Here is a 20,418-nt window from a genome sequence, read left to right as displayed (position 1 = left end):
AGACTCGCGACTAAAGGCTAAAGGGAAACAAAAAACCCTTCGCCTTTTGCCTTTATCTCTGAGCCCGCATCTATTTCCACTGCTTCAAGAATGCCGGTATATGAGCTGCTTCGCGCGGGCCCACGATGATCTCCCAACCGGGCAACTCCTCTTCCAGATCTCCCATAATGCCTGCGGCATAGCCGGGGATCACGATCTTCTTGTGCGCAACCTTTTCTGCAATGCCGCTCTTCTTGATGAAAGGGCCTACCGCATCGCCCACGAATTTTCCGGCCGCCCAGGCCGTCATGACCGACAACCCCTCGGTATCCATGATACAGAGCCACGTGGGTACCCTGCTGTTTTCTATTTCGCCACTCACGATAAAATAGGTCAATGAGAAATTGCAGGTCACGAGCACAGGCGAGTTCTGGTCAGGATTATTAATCGGGTATATCCCCTGTTCTGTGGTCATTGGCCGTTGCGGGTCAGTGTAGATGTTGAGCCGCTCCAAAAGAAGCGGGAAAACGTTCTCTCCTTCAAAATCGCTCAATACGATTATGCCCGCATACTTTGCGACAAAGAGAGAAGCGATCAGCGTCTCCTTCATCACATCGTCCGTCATCTCGCAGGGGAATGTGATCGTCGGGAAGCCCAAAGGCCTGTACTTGCTGAGCAGTGCAGCCCTGCGGACGAAAATCTGATCCTGGAAAGCTCCTTTTATGTCCCGGGCGCCTGAATCGATGACGAGGTCCTTGAGCCCCATGCCCGTCAGCTTTTCGCTGAGCGCACTTACCTCATCCAGGTTCGCTCCCTTCACTGCGAGAGGGCAGGCGCACTCTTTGGCGAGCGCTCCGAATGCATCCGCGTTTTCTTTTGTTGCAGCATAAATCAGAGGCTTCTTCTCTTTTGCTATGTCCAGTGCTTCCTTCATTGTGCCGGCGTCCGTTGACATGAGGATGATGGCATACGGAGTGGCCGCTGCCTTTTTAACAAGACCCAGAAACTTTTCTTTATTCCCAGTATCCTTGAGCGCGACCAGTTCAGGTCTCAAATTCAGGCCCACACGCTCGAACTGCAGCTCAGCAAGTTTTCCGAAGCGTCTCTCTACCTCAGTATCGGCCGTGGCATCCGTAATAAGGATTGCAAGACCCGGCTTATTGAAAAACGTCTTCTCATGCCTGAAGAGCACTGTTTCACCGCCGACCTTGACGGCATACTCTCCTGTCCCCACTGTCAGAGGCCTGATCGGCGGCGCGCTCGCCTCCGACAGTTGTTCCTTTGCCTCATCGGACACATAGGGGCATTTCTCAAGCTCTGCCTTACCGGCCGCAAGAGCCATGGCAAAGGCAAGACACGTCGGAGAACCGCAATCCCCGCAGTTGGTCTTGGGAAGAAGCTTAAAGATCTGGATTCCTGTAAGTCCCATGTTTGTCTCCTTTCAGTTTTTGGGCACCCGCACGCGGATTACCCGGTCGCCCCTCCGCGGACAAAAGCCTACGGAGCCACCCCTCTCGCGAGCCTCACTCGCCAGAGCTCCCAACCTCGAGGAGAATGCACATAACGGCTTCAGGCAGGTCTTCTGGCTCGGGGTTCATTCTCAAGCTCTCCTTCCCGGGCCACACACCCAGTGGTTTCGTGAGCTCCCGTCCCCCCTTACAGCGGCGGGTCCGCGATGGATTTACACCATCTTCCCTTTTAAAGCGTTGCCGCTACCTGTCGCCCCCTTCATTACAGAATCGAATCCATCGTAAGTGCGGGATGACCTTTCTCCGTTAGGTAGGCCACCACTTCGTCTTCGGTAGTCGCCACAGTCTCGTCGGCGATCATGTCTATCAAGTTCGGTATGCCCAGCTCCTCGGCCCGCTTGACCAGCCGGTCGTGTAACTCCTCCTTCAACCTCTTCGGCATCCAGACCATGCGTGCCAGACCGCCATCGCCGACCAGAAACTTCCTCTGAGTAATGTTGTACTTACTGTGGCCGAGGAATCCCGGTGACTGCGCCCCACCGCCCACGGAACCCGCCAGCGTCGTAAACTTCATGCCGCAGGGGGTCATTCCACTATAATCACGATCAACGGTCATGATGCCGTTGGCCATCGGCAGCACAGCCGCGATACATTCGCAGCAGCCGCACGTGGTCATCGGATCAACCATGAGGCTGTAGAAGCTTACATTGTTGACCTTCTGTCTCGAGGCCTTGTAGACAAAGTCGTTTGCGCCCTTAAACTGTCCGTAACGGGCGTCGAGCACTTCTCCCTTCTGGATAGGCTGATTGGGACCTTCGGGATTGATCTCGTACGAGGCACGGCAGTCCAGCCAGTTATAGGCACCGCAGAGCCCTGTCCGCTCAGGAGCGACAACACAGACATGGCTGGGCGCGAACGACTGGCACAGAGTGCATGAATAGAAGGTATCCACCGACTCGTCCGTCATGTTCTCCACTCTGGCATCACGGTGATTGTAGGATGCCCTCGCCTGTTCGAGGATCTCCTTGACCTTGGGCTCGTCCGTGTAGATCTTCACCTGAATCTTGTCAAAGATTGCTCCGAAGTCCTGGTGGTACTTGGCATGAATGATCTTGCCGATGTGTTCCAGCTTAAAGCCTTTCTCAACTGCCTGCTTGGAGATACGAATCCAGGCTATGTCCCTCTGCCCTATGTGCATGATACCCTGGGCCTGGTTGATCAGATGGTGATTCTGCCGCTCAAGGATCGGCTCGAAATCTTCCTGGAAGTTGCGACCGGCAACCTCAGCCACCATCGCGAAGTGGAGCCGGGTGCCCGCCTGAACATTGCCTACGTCAGGTCCGATCACTTCTACCCTGCCGTCTTCAACCTCTTCCATGCGCCTCGTCGTGGTCCATTCAACCGCGACTGTTTTCCCGCCGCCCATCTCGAGATAGATATCCTCGCCTCTCACACGCTCGCCTTCGAACGCCGGTCCGTAAGAGACAGGCACAGGCACTTTTGCAACCTGCACCTTCAAGCCTCTCACTTCCACTGCCTTCTGGACGATGTGATCGTGTGGAATGTTTGATACAACATGTTCATACGTACAGATACCCGTGGGCAGCACTTCCGGGATGGGCGTGTCAGCGATGGCCGGGAATCCCCAGTTGATGCACCCTGCCGCATTGGCGTACCACTCGTCAGTGACTTCGCCTAACGCCATGACGAACGCATAGGTTCTGTCTTTGTTGTAAATCAGGTTCTTTCTGAAATCGCCCGGCTTGACCCCGCCGAATGCCATGGCAACACGGCACGCAAAGCCTATGGCAAAAACTGCCTGGTAAATATCAGGACCGAAGGAGACAAGTCTTGTGGGCCAACCCACCTGCACGCCAGCCTCCACGAGCTGTTCCGAGAAACGCTTTCCATTGTTCTCGGCACACATGAACACGTACAGATTTTTTTCCTGGAGTTCGAGCGCTATCTTTGCGGCTGTCTGGGCGTCAGGGGCGGCACCTACGATCGCAGCGAATCCAGGGGCCGTGCCGTCAACAAACTCCACGCCCCTTTTCCTGAAGATGAGGTCGCTCGCTGCGCCCAGCCAGATATTCCCGTCGGTCGGGTCCTCGCCGGTCACATAGCAGTTGGGGTTTTCGAGATACCGCATTGCCTCATACAGTTCCTCTACGAAGAACGTTGCCATGCCGGCGTCAAGCGCTGGCGCTAGATACGGCAACGGCGTCTTTTCCCTGACGGGAGACGGTATCAGTTTCCTGCAGAGACTGAGGATCTTATCAAACTCTCCCAGCTTTGAGACCCCGATGCCGGTCATGGCATAGATGATCGGAAGGTAGTAGGCAGTGTTGGGGAAGCCTATCTCCTGGTTGGGCCCATACTTCTCGAGCACCTCTTTGTACTTTGTCTCGACCTTATTGAAGATTTTCTGCGCGCCTCTGATGGCCGCTGATGCAATTATCTTTGACATGCTCCGCCTCCTCGCTTAGTCTAGGGCCCTTCTCATAGCCATATCGAACAGAACTCTTTCCCTGCCCTTGTCCAATCCCAAAGCCTTCCGTTTCTTGTCAATGTGCGCGATCATCATGCCGGCCGCCTTGATGGGATCAGGCTCGAATGCCCACATGCCCTTGTACAATTCCTCATGCTCTTCGAACAGATGCTTCGTCACCTTCTCGCTGCCGAGCGTTGGCCACGTCGTGCCAAAAACCGTATAAACACCGGACGCTACAAAGTACTGACCGATCGCGAGCGCTTTCTCGCTCATCCACTCCGGTGCAGCACCTGCCGCGGGAAGATCGCTGATATCGTCACCCAGGCCGCCTTCTTTCACCAGAGCGGTTGCAGCGACGAGAATTCTGGAGTTGTCAACGCATGCGCCCATGTGGAGCACTGGCGGGATGCCGACTGCCTCGCATACTTCGGCGAGTCCTGAGCCTGCATAGAGCCGCGCTGCCTCAGGCGTGAGAAGGCCTGCCTTGCCGCATGCCATTGCCGCGCAGCCCGTGGTGAGCACAATTACGTCATTCTTGATCAGCTCCTTGATCATGGCGATATGCGCCGAATCATGGATCGTGCGCACATTGTTGCAACCGACAACACCCGCAACGCCCCTTATTCTGCCGTTGACGATATTGTCATTGAGCGGCTTGTAGCTTGCGCGGAAGAGCCCGCCCAGCAGATAGTTTATCGTTTCATGGCTGAAGCCTACGACTGCATCCTGTGACTCCGCAGGAATGTAAACCGCGTGGCGCCTGTTCGGGTAGTTCTCTATGGCCATCTTGAGGATTTTCTTCGCTGTGTCGAGGCCGTGGTCAGGATGGAACTCCATGTGGATGGCGCCTTCGATCTTCGCACGATCGGAGGTGGTCACGAGCTTGGTGTGGTAGCATTCTGCGGCATCGTGGAGGCCCTGCATCTGGCACTGCACGTCCACGGTCATCAATTCCACGGCACCGGTCACCAACGCCAATTCCTGCTGCAGGAAATTTCCCGCGCAAGGTATGCCGTGACGCATAAGCACTTCATTGGCTGAGCAGCACATGCCAGTGAGGTTGATGCCCTTGGCGCCGACTTTTTCGGCAAGCGCCTTTATCTCAGGGTCCTTGCTGGCGGTAACCAGCAGCTCAGGCAGGAACGGCTCATGGCCGTGGACCACGATATTTACCTGATCTTCCTTGAATACACCCGTGTTGAACGTTCCAAGAATGGGTACCGGTGTGCCGAACATGATGTCCTGCAAATCGGTCGAGATCATGGAGCCTCCCCAGCCGTCGGCTAACGCAGTGCGCGTTCCCTGCAGCATGAGGTGCTTGTAATCCTGGTCCACGCCCATGTGGGTTCTGTGCATGATCTCTACTACTTCACGGTCGATACCCCTGGGGACAACGCCCAGCTTTCTCCAGATCTCCTGCCTCTTCAATGGTGCCTTCTTGATATAGACGAGCTCTCCATCCTGCTTCCCGAACTGTTCGAGCGCCTTTTTACCGATGTCAATTGCGATCTCCCTGAGCTCTCTGCCCTCGGTTTCAATGCCATAGTCGAGTGCCACCTCGAGGAGCTTCACTTCGTCTTTGATAGCGAACCCTTGGGCCTCGTCCTGTGCAGTTTTCAGAAAAGTCTCTGCGACTTCTCGGGCATGGTCAGAGTGGGACGCGGTTCCTGCAGCGATCTTACGCGCGAAGTTTCTCGACACGATCGTCTCGATGGTCGCACCGCAGACGCCGGCTCGATCCTTCTCTTCGCCGGCCTTCTTTGGTCTGGGGAGCCTGCAGGGTCCCATGGCGCAGATTTTACAACAGCTTTCCTCAACGCCTATCGGGCAGGGTTTCAGTTCATCAGCCCTGAAAAAGACGGTGCTCACGTTCTCTTTCTGGGCCTTCTCTATCAGCGTGATTGCTGCGTTATCAATACTTCTCACTTTGTCCTTACCTTTTTCGTCTGCCATAAGTCCCCCTAATTTGTTAACTCTTTAATCATATCCCGCACCAGTTTGATAGCGTCGGGATGTCTCATGATCAGGATATCTGCTCCGGCAACAAGAAAGGACATTGCGGTAACAGCCTCCATGAGGATAGATCTTTTCTTTTCGTCACCCAGTTTCGGGTTCTCCTCTTTCTTCACCTTGGTCTCTTTTGTCTTCCAGACCTCGTGCGCCATGTTGCACACGAGCGGAAACTGGAGCTTCACGTCCTCCTGAGTCAGAGCTGCCATGCGGTCACGCTCCATCACTGAGTAGCCGTACTCCAGACCGTAACCCAAGCCGCCGACGGTCGGGTCGATCATCAACTTCTGTTCAGGCATGCCGAGGTTACCGAGGAGAATGTTGAGCTGCTTGGCAAGGTTGACATCTATAGGTGTAGACGCCATCACCACCTGTTGGTACCCGATAGCCATTGCGCCGACCTGCTTGTAGTTTTTTTCAACGACGGGGCCTATAGCGACATTCTTGCCCTCGCACACTTCTGCAACCCTTCGCAGGAGTTGCGCGTCCTTCTCGTCATTGCCGCATCCCCAGACAATCAGGGGCACGCTTATGGCATCGGCAACGCTTTTCACCAGCTTCACCGACTCTTCTGCGTCCCTGTTCATGCCATTCGGGTCCGCGCTCTTAAGAAGGAGAGCAATCAGCTCGGCGCCATAAGCGTCCTGAGATTTCTTTGCCCAGGCAACGGGATCGCTGATAACATCCTTGTACGGCTCAACGGCCCACTCCTGCCAGTCTTCCGGGGGGTAGTCCCATACTTCGAAAGCTACCCTGGGAGGGTTAGGCATGCTTCCCTCAAAAAGATGGAACGGGTAACAACTCTCTCCTCCCACCTTTATGGCTTGCGGTCCGGAACCGATAGAGACTTCTTTTATACTGCCTGTGTACGTGATCTTGGGAATCTGGAAAGCCATGAAGTACCCCCTTTCTTAAGCCTCCTGTTTTCTCTTCTCACTCCCGAACCAGTCTTTGCTGTACCAGTAACGGAGTGCCGTTTTCAGATAGTTGAGCCGATCCTGTTGTGATTCCAGCTTTTGTTCCCAATCACCCTTTGTGTCCGGTTTGCCTGGTTCGTACGTGGCTCCGAGCACCTTAACTTTCTTGCCGTCGAATGATTCCTTTTCTTCGTACTGATACTCTCCCATGGGAACCTCCCTCCAGTCTTGGTGACGACTGATGCGTCACGTCATGCGTTTATTACTTCACGTTTGCCGCTACTCTTGCCGCCTTCAACGTGTTGAGCATGAGCATCGTAATGGTCATGGGACCTACGCCACCCGGAACGGGTGTTATTGCAGAAGCCTTCTCCTTGACGCCATCGTAATCCACGTCGCCAGCGAGCTTCGCCTTGCCTTCGGGAGTCATGCCTATCCGGTTGACGCCGACGTCAATCACAACAACACCTTCTTTGACCATGTCAGCGGTAATGGCCTTGGGACGGCCCGCGGCCACGATAAGGATGTCGGCACGTTTCGTGTGAAATGCCATATCCTTTGTGGCAGTGTGGCACACGGTCACGGTGGCGTTCGCGCCTTTGGCCTTCTGAAGCATCATGTTGGCAATCGGCTTACCCACGATGTTGCTCCTGCCGACGACTACCACCTCTGCTCCGTCCGTCTTGACGCCGCTGCGAACAAGGAGTTGCTGAATACCATAGGGTGTACACGGATAGAAATTCGCCTCACCGATTACAAGCTTTCCAACGTTCACCGGGTGAAAAGCATCCACGTCTTTGTTGGGATCTATTGCATAGAGCACCTTGGTCTCGTTGATGTGCTTCGGCAGAGGCAACTGCACAAGGATGCCGTGGATCTTCGGATCCTTGTTATATTTGTCAATCAGGGCAAGGAGAGCCTCTTCGGTAAGGTTCTCCGGCTGGTCATCCTGTATGGAGAAGAACCCCAGTTCTTTTGCCGTTTTTCCTTTAGCTGTCACGTAGCTGACTGACGCGGGATTCTGGCCTACAAGAATTGTAACCAGCCCCGGCACCACACCGGCCTTCTCTTTCAGAGCAGCCGTTTCCTGCTTTATTTCCTCCCGTATCTCTGCCGCGATCTGCGTGCCGCTTATGACCTTTGCTGCCATGATTCTACTCCTTTCCAGATAAAGTTTTCTCGAAGACGCTGTAAGCATCCTTCAGGGCCACTGATCTGCCGTCCAGGGAAAAGACGGTGTATCCTCGCACATCTCCTTCAGCGATCCCGGTATCGTAGCGGATGATTCCAGCCACGTCGATGCCCTTCTCTTCCGCAAGCTGTTCCAGGCCGCTTCTGTCCTCATCCTTTAGACGATTGATAATCGCATGGGTGTGCGCGATATTCAAGTTGAGTTCACCCACCAGTTCCATGATCCTCTTGGCAGTCAGAAGGCCACGGGCTGAAGCGTCGGAAACAACGTAAAGATGATCAACGTCCGTGGTCACGAGCCTGCTCATGTGTTCCATGCCTGCTTCATTGTCGACCACGACGTACGCATAATTATCTTTGAGGAGGTCTATATGCTTTTTTGCAAGGCTGTTTGCAGCGCAGTAGCAGCCAGTACCCTCCGGTCTTCCCATCACCAGCAGGTCAAAGCCTTTGCTCTCGATGATCGCCTGGTGTATTTTCATTTCCATCCAGGTCTCTTTGTCCATCCCTACAGGCACTTCTTTTTTTAAGAGCTCCCGGGCGTCACCAATCGTCACATGAACTTCGGTGCCCAGAATTTCATTGAGATTCGAGTTCGGGTCTGCATCAACCGCAAGGATCGGAGCCTCTCTGGCCACCTCGACGAGGTACCTGACGAGCATACCGGTTATGGTGGTCTTGCCCACTCCTCCTTTTCCTGCAAAAGCACATACTTTAGGCATTCGAAACCGCCGCTTCCTTTCCCGCCCTCAACTGTTCTAATACTGCAGGAAATGCTTTCTCGTCCGTGTGCGGCAGGAACATCGCGGCGATAAACTCATCCATGAATGTCGTGCTGTTGGAAAGCTCGATGTTCGTCATGGTCCGTGCGATCCTCTCTGTTTCTCGCAGCAGTTCTCTGGAGAAAGAGAGGAGTCTTGCACCGAGAAGCGACCCATTCCCTACGAAGATAAATTTCTCAGAAGACACATCGGGAAGGAGCCCTATCATCTGAGCTTTTTCGACGTCGATGTAATGGCCGAACCCGCCGGCAATAATTATAGTGTTCACATCCGCGAAAGAGAGGCCTACATTCTCGAGCAACACCTTGCAACCGGCGTAAATAGCGGCCTTTGCCCGTATAAGATTATCCAGGTCAACTTCAGTCAATACGATATCCCTGCCGATCTGCGTGTCGGCAGCATACGCCAGCACATACTCGAAGCCGCTATCTCCCTCTCTCACTCTTTTCGTCGGGAGATCTCTTTCAAATTTCCCGTTCTGGCCGATGACGCCTGCCTCGAGAAGCTCGGCGACAGCGTCGATGAGGCCAGAGCCGCAGATCCCTGCCGGCTTCACCCGGCCTATCGTAAGGATCATGGGTTCAAGGGTCGTGGGGTTGATACGCACCTGCTCAATCGCCCCCCTGCCGGCACGCATCCCAAATTTGATGCCGCCGCCTTCAAAGGCAGGCCCTGCCGAGCAGGAAGCGCAGGTGAGCCAATCCTTGTTACCCACAACGAGCTCGCCATTGGTGCCTATGTCCAGGAACAGGGTAATGTCCGATCTCTTGAACAGCCCTGAGCCGAGAACTCCCGCAACGATATCGCCGCCCACGTAGGAGGCAACGCAAGGGAACAGGTAGATATGCACGTGATCCTTCACATTCAGGCCGAGGTTAATGGCCCTTACCGGTGGGATGAAGTTGGCAGTGGGCGTGTAGGGTGAAAGCATTATGTAGCGGGGGTCAAGGCCCAGCGCAAGATGCGTCATGGTAGTATTGCCGGCAAACACCAGGTGAGATATACGGTCAACACTTACTCCGCTCATTTCAAGCAATTCTTTGATGATGCCGTTGATGGTCCCGATAACAACTTCCTGGATCCGCTTGAGCCCACCTTGTTTCTGTGCATAGAGTATTCTCGTGATGACGTCTTCGCCGTAACTGATCTGCGCGTTGTAATCAGAGGCCTCCCCGAGGGTGCACACCTGCACGCCGTTCTGGGAATCCTCAATCCGCCTGTACACGCTGCAGTTGGCGAGATCGAGCAACTGCCCGCACACGGTCGTAGTCCCGATATCGATGACTATTGAATAGTTCTTGTCCTCCACATTGCCGGCTTCTACGTTGATGAGCTTCAGGCCTCTTCGCGTTTCGACAAGCGTGAGTGTAATTTTCCAATCAGAGGCACGCAGGATGCCTGCCAGTTTCATCAACACTTTAAAATCAACTGAGACGTCTTCAATCTCGTGCCTTTTACGCAACTCCCGCATAAGCCGGCCAAGATCATTGATATTGTCTTCAACCGACGGGGGTTCAAGCTCAAGATACTTTTTGAAGACTGAGGGATCGACTTCCCAGGCACCAACAAGCTGGTCCAGGTCGGCGGGCGTCAGCACGTGAGATGTTTCCCTTTTGCGCCTGAGTGCGGCGCGGTCCACCTGGGACTCGAAGGGAATTTCTACGACTACATCACCCAACGACCTCGTCATGCAGGCAAGCCGTATCCCGTTCTCATATTCCCACTGCGCGATCTTCGGGTGAGGTGCGGAGGCGACATTGCCTTCGATCACCTTTATCCGGCACTTGCCACATGCGCCATTGCCGCCGCAACTCGCGTTGATGTGAATACCCGATTTCATTGCAAGATCCAGGATGCTCTCTCCTTCTTCTGCCACGAACATCCTGTCGCTTGGAAGAAACCTCACCCTGTGCCCGTCAGCCATTAGAATTCAAACCTCGCCAATGAGCTTTCGCCTGCGGCGCGGGAACACATGGCTTTCGACTGTCAGCGCCTCACATGCTCGCACAGCCGCTAAGGGCATCACCTTCAATTCTATGTTCACTATTCTAAACGATGCACATACCATACACTTTTTCAATACTGACGTCAAGCTTGTCAAAGCCCTTCAAAGCTCCCTAATTTAGGCATGTTGACATCAACCCGCATAACGAAGTATGCTGAGTCAACAAGTTCAGCACAGTGAATAAATGTACAAAGCCCCAGCACTCAAAAAGGCACTGGAAATAATAAGGCTGATCATCGACGAGAACAGACCCCTCGGCGTGACCGAAATTGCCCGCGTGCTGGGTTTGAGCAAAAGCACTACCTTCGGCATACTAAGTTCTCTCGAGGAAGAAGGGCTGTTGGCGAAAGTCGATGCCACAAAAAAGTACTTGGTCGGAGGAGCGCTCTTCGAATTGTCAAAGAGAGTACTGGGCGCCAGTGACCTGCCCGGCACGGCTCGATCTTTCCTGGAGAGACTCGTGGAACAGGTTGACGAGACTGTCTTCTTAGGCGTGCGGGAAGACGAGGCGGTACGAGTTCTTGACGTTGTAGAGCCTAGAAAAGAGTTGAAGATCTCATCGCCGATAGGAGCCAAATTCGCCCTGACGGCCGGCGTCCTCGGTAAGATATTCCTTGCCCCCCTCCAGAACCAGGAGATCCTCGCACTGCTCGCCAAATACCACCTGCGGCGATACACGGATAACAGCATCACCGATACCGCCGGATTCCTTGAAGAGGTCGAAAAGACCAGGTCTCGCGGATATGCCGTCGATTTCGAGGAGTACCTCACCGGCATGAGAGCCGTAGCTACACTCATATATTCGGGACGCCTGCCTGTCGCTGCCCTGTGGGTCGTCGGTTTCACCAGTTCCATGAATGATAACAAGTTGCCTCACATCATTAGACACTTAAAGCAGGCAGCAGAAGAGATAACGATGCGACTCTCTCCTTTTTGCAACGAAAGGTCGGCCGGGCATGATGTAGAAACTCCGCCGGCACCGCCCGAGACATCCCTGCGGCAGCCACAGCACTAGTCCTCCATCCTGCCCGGCTTCGCAACCGGGTTTACGCCTAGAACAACCCTGTTACCTTGCCCGTGTTCACATCCACGTCGATTCTTCTGTAGGCGGGGTCAGAACCAGTACCAGGCATAAGACTGATAGCACCCGTGACCGGGCAGAGGAACCGTGCGCCTGAGAATATCAGGATATCCCTGACCGGCAGCACCCAACCCTTGGGCACACCCTTCACGTTCGGATCGTGCGAGAGACTCAGGTGCGTCTTTACCATCATCGTGTAGTATGTTTTCTTTTCCGGATCTGACTCGAAAGCCTTTGCTTTCGCTTCAGCTTCCGGCGACCACTGGACACCATCGGCACCGTACACGTTCTTGGCAATCGCCTCCACCCTCTGGCGAAGCGGCATCTCAAGCGGGTAGAGGAATTTGAAATCTGATTTCTCTTCGCATGCGTCGACCACCGCATCAGCCAATTCCAGGGCTCCATCGCCGCCGTTGAGCCAGTGGGTGGAAAGTGCCACTCTCGCCCCTTCGGCCTCGCCGAGCTTGCGCAACAGAGCTATCTCGTCTTTTGTATCCGTATGGAACCCGTTAATACAGACGACGGGCTTCATCCCCGACTGCTTTATTGTCTTGATGTGGTGGACCATGTTGGCCGCACCCTTTTCGAGCAACCCGAGGTTTTCCTTCTTGTATTCATCGGGAAGGGGAAGCCCCGGTGCAACCCTTGGGCCGCCGCCGTGCATCTTGAGTGCGCGGATTGTTGTGGTGAGGACTGAAACGTTCGGCTTGAGCCCGCTCTCTCTGCACTTCACATTCCAGAATTTCTCGAAGCCGATGTCCGCTGCGAAACCGCTCTCAGTTACGTTGTAATCAAAGAGTTTCAGAGCAACGCGGTCGGCGATTATGGACGATTGACCGACTGCTATGTTGGCGAAAGGTCCTGCGTGTACAAAGACCGGTTGTCCTTCTACAGTCTGCAGCAGTGTCGGGTTCACGCTCTCCCTCATAAGAGCAGTCATTGCGCCCGCAACTTCCAGGTCTTCACAGGTGACCGGTTTCCCGCTCCTGTCGTAAGCCACCGTGATCTTGCCCAGTCTCTCGCGGAAATCCTTGAGGTCTTTCACGATGGCGAGAATAGCCATTACCTCTGAACTGACCGCTATATCAAACCTGGACTGCATGAGATACCCGTCCATCTTCCCGCCCAAACCTATGACCATGTTGCGGAGCGACTGTGCGCAAAAATCTATAATCCACCCCATCTGCACGTTCTTTGGATCAACGTCAAGCCGCTTTAGGTTTCTCTTTGCCAGTTCGGCATCCGAATAGTTTCTTTCATGCTGCATGCGCGCCGTGAGCGCCACCATTGCGAGATTGTGGGCATTCATAATGTTGTTTATATCGCCGGTTAGACCCAAAGAGAACTCGGTTAGAGGGATTGCCTGCGCATTGCCGCCACCTGCAGCACTCCCTTTAATGTTCATAGTGGGCCCGCCGGACGGTTGGCGTATCGCCCCGCACACGCTCTTCTTGCGTTTTCCAAGACCCTCGATGAGGCCCATGGATGTGGTCGTTTTGCCTTCGCCTAAGGGCGTCGGTGTTATGGCAGTCACCTCTATGTACTTTCCGTCAGGTCTATTTTTCAATCTGTCAATTATCTTCATGAAATCGACGCGTCCTATCCGGCCGTAGGGCATGATTTCATCTTTTTGCAGCCCCATCTCATCACCCAATTGCCAGATCGATTTCATCTTCTCTTCCGCAGCTTCAGAAATTTGCCAATCCGCCATCTTTGTCGCGTCGTACGACATACTAGCCTCCTTGAAGTGGTATATACTGCATATTCTTCTGGTGTGTGAGGATGATATACTAAGATAATCTACAATTTTGTCAAGTTAAATTTCTCAAGTTCGCAAGCTTGCGATATTTTTCACGAAGATACGTCAAAACGCGAATTTGGAATTGAAGCATCCTTGCACAATCAGAGTTGCGCAATAGTCCCGTTTTCGAGGTATAATAATCTACAAAGCAGCGAAGATTGACGGGCTACGAAACGGGCACAATTGACCGACTGGAAAGGCAGAAAGCCCGGTACAGATTGGTTGGCTCGCACTCGTCAGGTTACGGCAGACCGCGAGACGTAGGAGAATCCATGGGTGATATCAGAAAAATGTTTGATCCGAAAAACATCGCTCTTTTTGGGGCTGGTGACGGACGGGGAGCGTTCGAAGCAAGACTCATTACCAATCTCAACATCGCTGGAGGACGGAAGATATTTCTGGTGGGCATCAGGAATGACGATCTGCCGGTTCAGAACTGCTTCCCTGACATGGAAAGTGTCCCCGAAAAGGTTGACCTTGCAGTCGTGGCGGCCCCTGCGCCGAAGGTGCCGGCTATAATCGAATCCTGTGGAAAGGCAGGCGTTGAAGGCGCAGTCATTGTTTCCAGCGGCTTCAGGGAAGTAGGCGAAACGGGCAAAAAACTCGAAGAGGAACTTAAAGAGATCCGGAAGCAGTACGGCATCAGAATCCTCGGCCCCAACTCGGCCGGGATTATACGGCCCGCTATAGGACTGAACACATCGCGCTTCGAGCTGCAACCGGAGAGAGGGAACATCGCGCTCATATCTCAGAGCGCGTCAGTGGGAGGCGTTGTGCTTGATCGGGCAACGACGGCTCACGTTGGCTTCAGTATGTTCGTCTCGCTTGGCTCCATGATCGATATCGGTTTTGGAGATCTCATCGATTTTGTGGGCGAAGACCCTCAGACGAGGAGTATTATCCTTTACATGGAGACTGTGGGAGAAGGGCGGAAATTCGTAAGCGCTGCGCGCGGTTTCGCGCGCAACAAGCCCATCGTGGTTATGAAGCCGGGGCAATCCAAGGAGAGCGCCAGAGCCTCGCTGTTTCACACAGGCTCCATGGCCGGCGATGACGCAGCCTACGATGTGGCGTTCAAACGTGCCGGCGTTGTTCGGGTAAAGGAAGTTTCCGATCTGCTCAACGCAGCCGAAGTGCTTCACTCCGCCAATCTGCCTGCAGGGCGAAGAATGGCGATCATAACGAACGCAGGAGGTCCCGGTGTAATAGCGACAGACGTCCTGATGGCATCGGGCGGCAGGCTTGCCCGGCTGACGGAAAAAAGCATTGAAGAATTGAGCAGCTTTCTGCCTGCCCACTGGAGCAAGGGTAACCCTGTAGATCTCTTTGGAGACGCCGATATCGAGCGTTATACAAGAGCCGTCACCGTCTGCCTGAACGATCAGGGTGTAGACGGCATCCTTGTAATCTACATTGCCAAGAAAGTGTTCGATAATGCGGCCGACCCGACCCAGCTTGCGGAGGCCGTTGCTGCCATCGCGAAAAACGCACACAAACCGCTGATAACCACGTGGATGGGCTCAAAGAATATAGAGGAAGGCAGGGAGATTCTAAAAGAACACAACATTCCCACATATGAGACACCCGAAGAAGCGATCAAGACGGTGCTCTACATGTACAGGTATAAAAGAAACCTGGAGCTCCTGTATGAGACTCCCGATGAGCTGCCGGTTGATCAAGCGCCTCCCAAGAACCACCTCAAGGTTTTTATCCGGAAAACCCTCAAGGAGGGAAGACGAGTTCTCACGGAAGAGGAGTCAAAAGATTTTCTCAAGAACTACGGAATTCGTAGCACCGCCCCTTTTCTGGCTACCAGCGTGGAGTCGGCAGCAGTCTGGGCAGAGCGCATAGGGTACCCGGTTGTTCTCAAGATCGTCTCTGCGGATGTAGTCCATAGAAGTGAAGTAGGTGGCATGGCGGAAGTTTACTCACCAGGAAAACTGAAAACGGAGCACGCAAAGATACTGGAGCGGGTAAAGGCTAACGCTCCGGAAATATCGGTTTCCGGCATCACTGTCGAGAAGATGATCGAAAACATCGATTACGAGCTGATCCTCGGCTCAAAGAAGGATGAGGATTTCGGGTCAATAATCTTATTCGGCATGGGAGGAAAGGGAACAGCGCTCGTAAAGGATTTTTCCATCGGCCTGCCTCCATTGAACCAGACCCTGGCGAGACTCATGATAGAAGAGACGGGCGTTTACAAGCTGCTACGCGGTTTGCGCGGTAAGAAGGCAGCGGACCTTCGCGAGCTCGAGCAGATCATTGTCAGCTTTTCGAATTTGATAGTCGACTTTCCTGAAATAGCTGAGATGGAGATAAACCCCATCGCGATATCGGATGGCACGCCTTACGCGGTCAATGCGCGGATTGTGCTGGAAAAGAACACGCCCGATTCATCGGTTCAATATCCTCACCTGGTAATCACGCCCTACCCTACCCGGTACGTGAGCCACTGGCTATTTCCTGACGGCAAGGATGTAGTGTTACGGCCCATAAGACCCGAGGACGAACCGCTGGAGCACGAATTACTTACCTCCCTGTCCGACGCGTCCATGCGTACGCGGTTCTTCACGGTCATTAAGGATATCTCTCACGAAATGCTGGTCAGGTTCTGCAATATCGATTACGAGCGGGAGATTGCTATTGTTGCCGAAGTGAGAGAGAATGAAAGAAGGAAAATGATCGGGATCGGAAGGCTGATCATCGACCGCGAGTTTAAATCGGGAGAGTTCGCAGTCCTCGTTCACGACAATTATCACGGCAAGGGACTGGGGTACAAGCTTGTGGACGTGTTAATCGGCATTGGCGAGGAGAAAGGTCTCCAGAATATTTACGGAGAAGTGCTGACTGGAAACGATAAAATGTTGGCGGTTTGTAGAAAGCTCGGTTTCACGATTGAATCGACGGATGAAGACATGACGAGAGTAGTCCTTCCGCTGTGATGGGGCTCATCGACAATAGCGTATAGCGTGCTGCATAACAGTTAAACCCGCTTCTCTTGACAGATTGGCCTACCCGTTACGCAGCCGTATCACGCGACTCAGCGATCAATTACTGCTGCCTTACGGGACTCCGGTTGTATCGCTGCGTCGAGTGCTTCCGCGAGCGCGGTGCACTCTTCTGCCTCATCAAGCCTTCCCCTCTTTCTTGCGCCGTTGGCGTAGATGAGACATTTCTTCTGGAGCTCGGCGAGAGTGAGCGCTCTCTGCTCAGGCGTCAGAATCTGCTGGGAAAGTATCTTTCCAAGGCTCTTGATCCGGAACCGGTCCATCGCTTCATAGCGACGGGAGAGTTGATCTGCGTGACCTCCCTGCTTTACGATGAGGGGTTTCTTCACGAACGATACCGGATAACGGCAGGTGATGCGCAACCACATGTCGTAGTCCTCGCATACGGGCAATGATTCGTCAAACAGCCCCACATCATCAAACACGTGCCTCTTGATAAGAGCGGACGAGGGGCTGATAATGCAGAGGGGAAGGCAGTGTTCATAAATGAACCCTGAGTATTTCCTATGTTTGTGCCCCTGGTTGAGCCATCTGCCATTCCGTATCCAGATCTCGTCTGTGTAGCATATCAGGCTCTTCTCTTTTTCCATCACCTCTAGCTGTGCCGACAGCTTGCCCTTTTTCCAGAGGTCATCCACATCCAGAAAGGCAATGTAGTCGCCCTTCGCAAAAGCAATTCCTGCGTTGCGCGCACTGGATATCCCACCGTTTTCTTTCCAGACATAGTGGAGCGGGAGGCCCAGCAGTTCATCGATAGAACCGTCTGTGGAGCCGTCATCAATGACGATGATCTCCAGATCCCGGTAGTCTTGAGCCAGGACCGAATCAACCGCGGCTTTCAAGTATGCGCGCCGGTTATGGGTTGTGATGATAACCGTCACCATGTGTTGCCCATTCCGCCTATTATACACTAACTGCGATCCGCCCCCTAAACGCCGCAGTTCTCCGTTTCATCCCAATTGCCAGGATTTGTGCTTTCTCGATGTATCGATCGCAGCTGCACCCTCGCGATTGGCGACAAAAGCTGGAGCTGGCAAGCCGGCAGTTCACTGGTTTCGGTCCAAGATTAAAAGAGTATCGGGTTTGATGCTGTGACGGGGAGTCGTTCGGAAGGTGCATTTATAGTAAATCGTAAGAAATGGCGGGGACGACGAGACTTGAACTCGCGGCCTCCGGCGTGACAGGCCGGCGTTATAACCAACTTAACTACGTCCCCGCTCTTGTGCTCTTTTCATGGTAGGCGGGACAGGTTTTGAACCTGCGACCCCCGGCTTGTAAGGCCGATGCTCTCCCGCTGAGCTACCCGCCCTCCTTGCAGGTATGATAGCAACTCCGGCGAAAAAAGTCAAAGTATGCGAGCCTCTACGCCAGCTTGAACGCCAGCGCCCCAAGCGGTGGGAGAGTCAATCCAATCGAGTAGGGTCGTCCATTCCACCACACGTCTTCAGCATGCACTCCGCCGCGGTTGCCGACATTGCTTCCCCAATAGAGTGCGGAATCGCTGTTCAGTATCTCCCTGTAGTAGCCCCACCTCGGCACACCCACTCTGTAACCCTCTCTCACGACAGGCGTGAAATTGAAAACAAAGAGGGTGAAGTCGTTTCTATCCTTAGCCCTTCTCACGAAGGAGACAACGCTATTGCTGAAATCCCCGAAGTCAACCCACTCAAATCCCTCATGGGTAAAATCGACCTGGTGCATTGAATGCTCACGCTTGTAGAGTTCATTCAAATCCCTCACAAAGCGCTGGAGTCCCCGGTGAGGCTCGTATCCCAGCAGATGCCAATCAAGACTCGTTTGCGAGTACCATTCAGACCACTGGCCGAATTCGCCGCCCATGAAGAGCAGTTTTTTGCCGGGCTGGGCGTACATGTAACTGTAGAGAAGCCTCAAGTTCGCAAATTTCTGCCACAGGTCTCCAGGCATCTTGTCGACAAGAGAGCGTTTGCCATGCACTACTTCATCGTGGGAAAGAGGCAAAATAAAGTTCTCTGTGAACGCGTAAAGAAGAGCAAACGTCAGATTGTTCTGGTGGTGCTTCCGGTAAATCGGATCCCTTGAAAAATAGTCCAGTATGTCATGCATCCAGCCCATGTTCCATTTCATGCTGAAGCCAAGCCCTCCGACGTAAGTCGGGCGGGATACCATGGGCCAGGCAGTTGACTCTTCCGCCACAGTCAGTATGCCCGGGTGGGCCCCGTGCACAACTTCATTAAACCGTCTGATGAAAGCCACAGCCTCCAGATTTTCATTCCCGCCATACTTGTTCGGCGTCCAGTCCCCTGGTTCTCTTGAGTAATTAAGGTAAAGCATCGATGCCACAGCATCCACGCGCAATCCATCTATGTGATACTTGTCCAGCCAGAATAATCCGTTTGCTATAAGAAAATTGGCAACCTCTTTTCTGTCATAATTGAAAATCAGGGTGCCCCAATCCCGGTGCTCCCCTTTTCGTGGATCTTCATGTTCGTAAAGGGCTGTGCCGTCGAAGTAGCCAAGCCCGTGAGCGTCTCTGGGGAAGTGAGCCGGCACCCAGTCTATGATTACACCGATCCCGGCCTTATGACACTGATCCACAAAGTACATGAAGTCCTCAGGTTGACCATAGCGGCTTGTGCACGAATAGTAACCCGTGGTCTGATAGCCCCATGACTCATCGAATGGATGCTCGCTGATCGGAAGAAGCTGAAGATGCGTATAGCCCATCTCCTTCACATACGGCACGAGAGAGTGGGCCATTTCCCTGTATGTCTCCCAGCGGTTCCCTTCCTCGGGGACTCTTCTCCAGGAGCCGAGATGCACTTCATAAATTGAAAGCGGCCCTTCGAACAGGTTTTTCTCCCGCCGTTCTTTCATCCACCCTTCATCGGACCACGCGTAACGGTCGATATCCCACACCACAGAGGCGCTCTTTGGTCGAAGTTCGCTGTAGAAAGCGTAAGGATCGGCTTTGTCCATAAGAACCCCTTTGCCCCTCGACTTCACCTCGAATTTGTAAAGAGTCCCTTGACCAAGCGAGGGAATAAAAAGCTCCCAGACACCCGACGAACCTCGCACCCGCATTTGATGACGCCTGCCGTCCCAGTCGTTAAAATCACCTATAACGCTCACCCTCTGTGCGTTGGGAGCCCAGACAGCAAATAATACCCCTGGTGTGCCATCAACAACGATTTGGTGTGCACCCAGTTTTTCATATTTCTTGTAATGCGTTCCCTCCCCGATCAGATAGAGGTCGTACTCCGTGAGCACCGGCAGAAAGGAATATGGATCCACAAATTCTTCTTCGCGGCCATCGTTGCGTGTAATCCTGAGGCGGTAAGAGAATATCTGATCGGTATTCTTTGCTATCGCTTCGAAAAAACCGTCCGGGTGAAGTTTTTTCATCGGGCAGATCTCTGCTGTGTCCAACCTGACCACACGTGCCTCCGTGGCTTCAGGAAGAAAGGCGCGCACAGCCACTGCCTGCTTCCCTCCCGAACGAAGCTGGTGAGCACCCAGAACTTCGAAAGGATCGTGATGCGCTGACCTGACAATTTTTTCTACATCCTGCTTGGATACCATTCCGTCACCCTTGATTCACGGAGTCGTTTACTATAGAGACATTATACCTTTTCCCCGCCCTTTCGCAAAGCATGACTATGCGCGAAAGCCCATCTCGCTTGAATTGGACCACCATCTGGT

At 53.5% G+C, this 20,418-nt stretch carries 13 protein-coding genes, 2 tRNA genes and 1 riboswitch; of the genes, 2 read left to right on the top strand and 13 right to left on the bottom strand.

Annotation, left to right across the window (positions count from 1 at the left end; all coding sequences use genetic code 11):
• Nucleotides 1–70: 70 nt before the first annotated feature.
• From acsC to VMT71_09775, 8 genes are all read right to left on the bottom strand, one after another.
• Nucleotides 71–1,408, bottom strand: coding sequence for an acetyl-CoA decarbonylase/synthase complex subunit gamma (gene acsC, locus VMT71_09810; GenBank protein ID HVN24255.1), 1,338 nt, complete (start codon nucleotides 1,406–1,408; stop codon nucleotides 71–73).
• A gap of 125 nt (nucleotides 1,409–1,533) precedes the next feature.
• Nucleotides 1,534–1,714: riboswitch (cobalamin riboswitch) on the bottom strand.
• Complete coding sequence (gene acsB, locus VMT71_09805) at nucleotides 1,711–3,915, bottom strand: acetyl-CoA decarbonylase/synthase complex subunit alpha/beta (GenBank protein HVN24254.1); 2,205 nt, start codon at nucleotides 3,913–3,915, stop codon at nucleotides 1,711–1,713. (Overlaps the previous riboswitch by 4 nt.)
• Before the next feature lie 15 nt (nucleotides 3,916–3,930).
• A complete protein-coding gene (gene cooS / locus VMT71_09800; protein ID HVN24253.1) occupies nucleotides 3,931–5,892 on the bottom strand; it encodes an anaerobic carbon-monoxide dehydrogenase catalytic subunit in 1,962 nt (653 codons plus the stop codon).
• An 8-nt stretch (nucleotides 5,893–5,900) separates the two neighbouring features.
• Complete coding sequence (locus tag VMT71_09795) at nucleotides 5,901–6,845, bottom strand: acetyl-CoA decarbonylase/synthase complex subunit delta (protein ID HVN24252.1); 945 nt, start codon at nucleotides 6,843–6,845, stop codon at nucleotides 5,901–5,903.
• 15 nt (nucleotides 6,846–6,860) lie between these two features.
• Entirely contained in the window at nucleotides 6,861–7,076 is a 216-nt protein-coding gene (locus VMT71_09790; protein ID HVN24251.1) for a hypothetical protein, read from the bottom strand.
• A gap of 52 nt (nucleotides 7,077–7,128) precedes the next feature.
• Complete coding sequence (locus VMT71_09785) at nucleotides 7,129–8,016, bottom strand: tetrahydrofolate dehydrogenase/cyclohydrolase catalytic domain-containing protein (protein HVN24250.1); 888 nt, start codon at nucleotides 8,014–8,016, stop codon at nucleotides 7,129–7,131.
• 4 nt (nucleotides 8,017–8,020) lie between these two features.
• Nucleotides 8,021–8,779 carry an AAA family ATPase gene (locus VMT71_09780; protein HVN24249.1) on the bottom strand — a complete coding sequence of 253 codons (759 nt, stop codon included), beginning with the start codon at nucleotides 8,777–8,779 and terminating at the stop codon, nucleotides 8,021–8,023.
• Nucleotides 8,772–10,763 (bottom strand): ASKHA domain-containing protein, encoded by a 1,992-nt coding sequence (locus VMT71_09775; GenBank protein ID HVN24248.1) that lies wholly within the window; start codon nucleotides 10,761–10,763, stop codon nucleotides 8,772–8,774. The genes VMT71_09780 and VMT71_09775 overlap by 8 nt, the downstream gene beginning before the upstream one ends.
• Before the next feature lie 265 nt (nucleotides 10,764–11,028).
• On the opposite strand from VMT71_09775, the gene VMT71_09770 reads away from it, so the two are divergent.
• Nucleotides 11,029–11,859, top strand: coding sequence for an IclR family transcriptional regulator (locus tag VMT71_09770; GenBank protein ID HVN24247.1), 831 nt, complete (start codon nucleotides 11,029–11,031; stop codon nucleotides 11,857–11,859).
• A 37-nt stretch (nucleotides 11,860–11,896) separates the two neighbouring features.
• Here the strand turns inward: VMT71_09770 and VMT71_09765 are convergent, their stop codons facing one another.
• Nucleotides 11,897–13,657 (bottom strand): formate--tetrahydrofolate ligase, encoded by a 1,761-nt coding sequence (locus tag VMT71_09765; GenBank protein HVN24246.1) that lies wholly within the window; start codon nucleotides 13,655–13,657, stop codon nucleotides 11,897–11,899.
• Between the two features lie 341 nt (nucleotides 13,658–13,998).
• Here VMT71_09765 and VMT71_09760 point away from each other — a divergent pair, with 341 nt between their 5' ends.
• Nucleotides 13,999–16,671, top strand: coding sequence for a bifunctional acetate--CoA ligase family protein/GNAT family N-acetyltransferase (locus tag VMT71_09760; GenBank protein ID HVN24245.1), 2,673 nt, complete (start codon nucleotides 13,999–14,001; stop codon nucleotides 16,669–16,671).
• Nucleotides 16,672–16,769: 98 nt separating this feature from the next.
• Here the strand turns inward: VMT71_09760 and VMT71_09755 are convergent, their stop codons facing one another.
• From VMT71_09755 to glgB, 4 genes are all read right to left on the bottom strand, one after another.
• The gene (locus tag VMT71_09755; GenBank protein HVN24244.1) at nucleotides 16,770–17,621 is read right to left on the bottom strand and encodes a glycosyltransferase family A protein; all 852 of its coding nucleotides are present in this window, start codon (nucleotides 17,619–17,621) and stop codon (nucleotides 16,770–16,772) included.
• Between the two features lie 255 nt (nucleotides 17,622–17,876).
• A tRNA-Asp gene (locus tag VMT71_09750) sits at nucleotides 17,877–17,953 on the bottom strand.
• Between the two features lie 18 nt (nucleotides 17,954–17,971).
• A tRNA-Val gene (locus VMT71_09745) sits at nucleotides 17,972–18,046 on the bottom strand.
• Nucleotides 18,047–18,099: 53 nt separating this feature from the next.
• Entirely contained in the window at nucleotides 18,100–20,298 is a 2,199-nt protein-coding gene (gene glgB / locus VMT71_09740) for a 1,4-alpha-glucan branching protein GlgB (protein HVN24243.1), read from the bottom strand.
• Nucleotides 20,299–20,418 lie beyond the last annotated feature (120 nt).

The organism is Syntrophorhabdales bacterium (assembly GCA_035541455.1).
GTDB lineage: Bacteria > Desulfobacterota > Syntrophorhabdia > Syntrophorhabdales > WCHB1-27 > JADGQN01.
Note: the sequence above shows the minus strand (reverse complement) of the source record. Positions and strands in the feature narration are given on the sequence as shown.